General features: G+C 73.0%; 6 protein-coding genes. 1 reads left to right on the forward strand and 5 read right to left on the reverse strand.

Features of this window, described 5'->3' with window-relative positions; translation table 11 throughout:
• Positions 1-6 precede the first annotated feature (6 nt).
• The 4 genes from ACL02O_RS33515 to ACL02O_RS33530 are packed head-to-tail and all read right to left on the reverse strand — an operon-like array spanning position 7 to position 2,959.
• The gene (locus tag ACL02O_RS33515; protein ID WP_412822199.1) at positions 7-354 is read right to left on the reverse strand and encodes a nuclear transport factor 2 family protein; all 348 of its coding nucleotides are present in this window, start codon (positions 352-354) and stop codon (positions 7-9) included.
• 52 nt (positions 355-406) lie between these two features.
• A complete protein-coding gene (locus ACL02O_RS33520) occupies positions 407-1,258 on the reverse strand; it encodes an alpha/beta hydrolase (RefSeq protein ID WP_412822200.1) in 852 nt (283 codons plus the stop codon).
• A 10-nt stretch (positions 1,259-1,268) separates the two neighbouring features.
• Positions 1,269-2,114, reverse strand: a complete 846-nt coding sequence (locus tag ACL02O_RS33525; protein WP_412822201.1) for an ABC transporter permease — start codon at positions 2,112-2,114, stop codon at positions 1,269-1,271.
• Positions 2,111-2,959, reverse strand: coding sequence for an ABC transporter ATP-binding protein (locus tag ACL02O_RS33530; protein WP_412822202.1), 849 nt, complete (start codon positions 2,957-2,959; stop codon positions 2,111-2,113). The genes ACL02O_RS33525 and ACL02O_RS33530 overlap by 4 nt, the downstream gene beginning before the upstream one ends.
• A gap of 151 nt (positions 2,960-3,110) precedes the next feature.
• Here ACL02O_RS33530 and ACL02O_RS33535 point away from each other — a divergent pair, with 151 nt between their 5' ends.
• Positions 3,111-5,117, forward strand: a complete 2,007-nt coding sequence (locus ACL02O_RS33535) for a protein meaA (protein ID WP_412822203.1) — start codon at positions 3,111-3,113, stop codon at positions 5,115-5,117.
• Between the two features lie 68 nt (positions 5,118-5,185).
• Here the strand turns inward: ACL02O_RS33535 and ACL02O_RS33540 are convergent, their stop codons facing one another.
• On the reverse strand, positions 5,186-5,482 hold the full coding sequence (locus ACL02O_RS33540) for a DUF1540 domain-containing protein (protein ID WP_412822204.1): 297 nt from the start codon (positions 5,480-5,482) through the stop codon (positions 5,186-5,188).
• Positions 5,483-5,779: the final 297 nt, after the last annotated feature.

Raw genomic sequence — 5,779 nt, forward strand, 5'->3', positions numbered from 1 at the left:
CGTAGGTCAGCCGCGGGCGGCCCGCGGCTGGCTCGACAGGCCCCACAGTTCCCGGATCCGCCCGCCGGTCACGGTGAACATCTCCAGCATCGTGGCCGTGGAGCCGTCGGCGAAGCCGACGACCTCGGTGCGGGTGGCGACCCGCCGCCCGTCGGTCACCAGGTCCACCAGCCGTACCTCGATCCGGGGATGGTGGGCCCACATCCGTTGCCATGCGTCCCGCACGCACTGCGGCCCGGTGGCCTGCAACGGGTGGCTGCGGAAGTCGTCGGCGAAGATGTCGCCGGTCGCCGCCGCGTCCCGTCCGTTGAAGGCGTGGTACATCCGTTCGGCCATGAGCCGTCCCTCGTCCATGCCGGGAAGCATGCCAGCGCACCCCGACACCCGCCGGTGGCGACGCCGGGGATCAGTTTGCCCGGGGCGGGGTGAGTGCGGCGCCCAGCAGGGCGAACGCGTCCGGGATGACGGTGTTCCAGTAGCCGAAGTTGTGCCGGCCGTCGGTCCACTCGGCGCGGGCCGGTGGTTCGGGCAGCGCCCGGGCCAGGGCGCGGACGTCCTTGAGGAAGTTGTCCTGCCGGCCGCACCAGAGCCCGACCGGAGTGTCCCGCAGCTTCCGCACGTCGGCGAAGACCTCGTCGCCGGGGCGCACGGCGGGGGAGAGGGCGGCCGCCGTGCGCAGCCACCCCGGGTACGCCTCGGCGAGCAGCAGCGCCCCGGCGCCACCGGTGGACCAGCCGCAGACGGCGAGCCGGCTGCTGTCGAAATCGCGCCGGGCGCACCAGGCGGGCATCTCCTCGCGCACCATCCGCCGCGGGTCGTCGTCCCCGGCGGGGCGCCAGAGCCGGTTGCCGGTGGCGGCGGCGAGCACGAAGGGCGGGGTGCCGCGGCGGACCGCGTCGGTGAGGAAACGGGCCAGCCCGAGCCGACCGAAGTCCCGGGGGGTGGCCGACGCGCCGTGCAGCACCAGGCAGACGGGCAGGCCGCGGCCGCCGCCGTACCCCGCGGGGACGGCGGTCCAGAAGTCCACCTCGCGGCCCCGGGCGCCGGATGCGATGCGGATCAGCCGCTCGTCACCTGCCGGGACGTCCGGGCCGGCGGTCGGCGTCGACGCGGGGCGGGACAGGTCCCGGGCGGCCAGCCCGCCGACCACGGCGACGGCGGCCACGCTGGCACCGGCGGTCAGCAGCGTCCGCCGGGTCAGGGTGTGAGCCCTGCCGCGGAGTGTTCCACCTGCGGCGACACGACGCTCCCCGGGCATCGGCCCGGGGTCAGCCGTCGCGCTTGGTGGTCCAGCGGAAGGTGGTCAGGCAGAGCACCAGACCGATCAGGCACCAGGCGCCGAGCACCAGGGCGACCCGCCCCAGCTCGAACGAGCCGCCCGGCTCCTGCCCGCCGAAGCTGTCGGGCAGGAAGACCGAGCGCAGCCCCTGGCACATCCACTTGAGCGGGAAGAGCGCGGCGACCTGCTGCATCCAGGCCGGCAGGCTGGTGAAGACGAAGAACACCCCGGAGATGAACTGGAGGACCAGGGCGACCGGGGTGACCACGGCCGAGCCGCTGCGGGCGGTGCGGGCCAGCGAGGAGATGGCGATGCCGCACAGGGTGCAGGCGGTGACGCCGAGAACCGCCACCCAGCCGAAGGTGGCCCACTTGGCGGCGGTGTCGGGCAGCTTCAGGTCGAACAGCGCCACCGACACCGCGAGCAGCAACGCGGTCTCGGCGAGGCCGATCGCCACCACCATGATCACCTTTCCGGCGAACCAGACCCACTTCGGCATCGGGGTGCCCCGGTAGCGCTTGAGCACGCCCCGGTCCCGCTCGACCGGGATCCAGATGCCGAGGTTCTGGAAGCTCACCGTCATCAGGCCGGTCGCGATCATGCCGGTGATGAAGTACTGGGTGTAGCTGACCCCCGGCGCGATCTCGTCGTTGAAGATCGCCGCGAAGATCAGGATCATGATGATCGGGAAGCCCATCGTGAAGACGACGGATTCCCGGCTGCGCAGGAACTGGGTGATCTCCAGCCGCCCCTGGCGCAGCGCCAGGGCGCCGGCGCCGAGACGCCGGGCCGGCGCGGCGGCGACCGGGGTGGCCGGCTTCGTGGTGGTGGTCATGAGTGTCCGATCATCCGCAGGTAGACGTCTTCCAGGGTCGGCCGGGTCACGGTGAGGCCGGGAACCTCGCCGCCGAAGCGCGCGGCCAGCTCCGCCACCAGCGCCGTCGGCGTCGCGGTCTCCGCCCTCTCCGGCGTTCCGTCCGGAGTACGCCAGGAGACCGTCGCCAGGCCCTCCTGCCGGTTGCCGAGCCGGTTCGGCGGGGCCACCTCGACCACCCGGCCGGCGGCGATCACGCCCACCCGGTCGGCTAGCGCCTCGGCCTCGTCCAGGTAGTGCGTGGTCAGCACGATGGTGGTGCCGGCGGCGGCCAGGTCCCGGATCAGCTCCCAGAACTCCCGCCGGGCCTCCGGGTCGAAGCCGGTGGTCGGCTCGTCCAGGAAGAGCAGCTCGGGGCGGCCGATGATGCCGAGCGCCACGTCGAGGCGGCGCTTCTGCCCGCCGGAGAGGGTGTGCGTCCGGGCCTTCGCCTTGGCGCCCAGCCCGACCCGCTCGATCACCTTCTCCGGGTCGTCCGCGTCCGGGTAGAAGCCGGAGAAGTGCCGGACCACCTCGCCGACGGTCAGCTCGTCGAACTCTCCGGTGCCCTGGAGCACGATGCCGACCCGGGAACGCCAGTGCGGGTCGGGGGCGGCCGGGTCGGCGCCGAGCACGCGTACCTCGCCGGCGTCTCGCCGCCGGTAGCCCTCCAGGATCTCCACGGTGGTGGTCTTGCCGGCGCCGTTCGGGCCGAGCAGGGCGAACACCTCGCCCCGGTGGACGTCCAGGTCCACGCCCGCCACCGCGACGTTGTCGCCGTACGCCTTGCGCAGTCCCCGTACGGAGATCGCGAGCTCGTCATCCATGACGTCCAGTGTGCGTCCGCCCCGCACCCGGCGGGGGCCCGGGGTGTGGTGGTGTCGGCCATGTCGCGCCGCTCGTGCCCGGCGATCCCCTCCATGGACCTGTGTGGTTTTCCACAGCCCGTTTTACTGAACGGTAACTTAAACTCCGGCCATGGATGAGAAGGCTCCATCGGGGCGGCTGCCGGAGCGCGACCGGCCCTGGGTGATGCGCACCTACGCCGGGCACTCCTCCGCCGCGGCCACCAACGCGCTCTTCCGCCGCAACCTGGCGAAGGGGCAGACCGGGCTCTCCGTCGCCTTCGACCTGCCCACCCAGACGGGGTACGACCCGGACCACGAGCTGGCCGCCGGTGAGGTGGGCCGGGTGGGTGTCCCGGTGGCGCACCTCGGCGACATGCGGGCCCTCTTCGACGGCATCCCGCTGGCCGGGATGAACACCTCGATGACGATCAACGCGCCGGCCATGTGGCTGCTCGGCCTCTACGGCACGGTCGCCACCGAGCAGGGCGCCGAGCTGGCTGGCTGCGCTGGCACCACGCAGAACGACATCATCAAGGAGTACCTGTCCCGGGGGACGTACATCTTCCCGCCGGCGGCGTCGCTGCGGCTGACCGCGGACGTCATCGCGTACACGCTGCGCGAGATGCCGAAGTGGAACCCGGTGAACATCTGCTCGTACCACCTCCAGGAGGCGGGCGCGACGCCGGTGCAGGAGGTCGGCTTCGCCCTCGCCACCGCGGTCGCCGTGCTCGACACGGTCCGCGACTCCGGCCAGGTGCCCGCCGAGCGGATGGGTGACGTGGTCCAGCGGATCTCGTTCTTCGTCAACGCCGGGGTGCGCTTCGTCGAGGAGATCGCCAAGATGCGCGCGTTCGGCGCGCTCTGGGACGAGATCACCCGGGACCGGTACGGCGTCGAGAATCCGAAGCAGCGCCGCTTCCGCTACGGCGTCCAGGTCAACTCGCTGGGCCTGACCGAGGCCCAGCCGGAGAACAACATCCAGCGCATCGTGCTGGAGATGCTCGGTGTCACACTCTCCCGGGACGCCCGGGCGCGCGCGGTGCAGCTGCCCGCCTGGAACGAGGCGCTGGGCCTGCCCCGCCCGTGGGACCAGCAGTGGTCGCTGCGGATGCAGCAGGTGCTGGCGTACGAGTCGGACCTGCTGGAGTACCCGGACCTGTTCGACGGCTCGCACGTGATGACCGCGCTGGTCGACGACATCGTCGCCGGGGCCCGGGTCGAGCTGGAGAAGGTGCTGGAGATGGGCGGGGTGGTGGCCGCCGTGGAGACCGGCTACCTGAAGAGCGCCCTGGTCGCCTCGCTCGCCGACCGTCGCCGGCGGATGGAGGCCGGCACCGACGTGGTGGTCGGGGTCAACAAGTTCACCGAGACCGAGCCGTCGCCGCTGACCGCGGCCGGCGCTGAGGCGGTCGAGCAGGTCGACCCGGCGGTCGAGGCGTCCGCCACGGACGCCGTACGCGAGTGGCGGGCCGGCCGGGACGCGGCGGCCGTGGACGCGGCACTGGCCCTGCTCCGGGCGGACGCCGCGACCACGACGAACCTGATGCCCGCGACGCTGCAGTGCGTGCGGGCCGGGGTGACCACCGGCGAGTGGGCGGGCGCGCTGCGCCAGGTCTTCGGCGAGTACCGGGCCCCGACGGGCCTGGCGGGCGCGGCCGGAGCCGGCGGCGACGCGGGCCTCGCGGCGGTCCGGGAGCGGGTCGTCGCCACCGCCCGGGAGTTGGGCAGCGGTCGGCTGCGGTTGCTGGTCGGCAAGCCCGGACTGGACGGGCACTCCAACGGCGCCGAGCAGATCGCGGTACGCGCCCGCGACGCCGGCTTCGAGGTGGTCTACCAGGGCATCCGGCTCACTGCCGGGCAGATCGTGGCCGCCGCCGTCGAGGAGGACGTGGACCTGGTCGGTCTCTCGGTGCTCTCCGGCTCGCACCTGGCCGCCGTGCCGGCCGTGCTGGACGGGCTGCGGGCCGCCGGGCGGGCCGACCTGCCCGTGGTGGTCGGCGGGATCATCCCGGCCGCCGACGCGCAGGCGCTGCGGGCCGCCGGGGTGGCCCGGGTCTTCACCCCGAAGGACTTCGCGCTGACCGGCATCATCGACGACCTGGTCACCGTGATCCGCGAGGCCAACGGCCTGTCCTGAGGCATCGGGCTCGCCGCCGCGCAGCCCCGCCTGCGGCGCAGGCCCGATGCCTCGGTGGGTTCGATGCGTCAGCGGCTCACGTAGGTCTGGCAGTCGGCCAGGTCCATCCGCGGGCCGACGGTGATCGCCGGGGCGTGGCACTCCAGGTCGGAGTTGTGCTGGCAGTCCGACCGGGTGCAGGCGCCGACCTGGGCGTTGATCCGGTCGATGCCGCCGCGTACCGGCGCCTCGATGAACGTGTGGCAGTGCGCGTGGTCGCTGCTGCCGATCGTGATCGCGAAGGCGTGGCAGTCGTTCGTGTGGTTGTAGGCGCAGGACCTGACTGTGCACTCCTGCACCCGGGGCATCTCCATCGCTGCGGTCATGGCGGCGACCCTCCTTAGGCGTCTTGAGGGATTTTAGGCGTTTGACCCATTCGTCACCCCGATTTTGGGTCCGTCCGTGAGTTGATCCGGCCGGCTGGGGCCGGGCGGGCCCGGGTGATCGGCCCCGGGTTGCCGCAGGGTGGGGTGTCGCGGGCGGGCCTGAGCGGGTGATTGGCTCGGTTGCGCCACGTCGCGGTTGCGGTGGGTGGGCGTGGGCGGGCGATCGCTCGGGTTGCGCCATGTCGCGGTTGCCGTGGGTGGGCGTGGGTGGGTGGTCGGTTCGGGTTGCGGCGGGTC

The sequence above is a fragment of the Micromonospora mangrovicola genome (genome assembly GCF_047200535.1).
In the GTDB taxonomy this organism is placed as follows: Bacteria; Actinomycetota; Actinomycetes; order Mycobacteriales; family Micromonosporaceae; genus Micromonospora.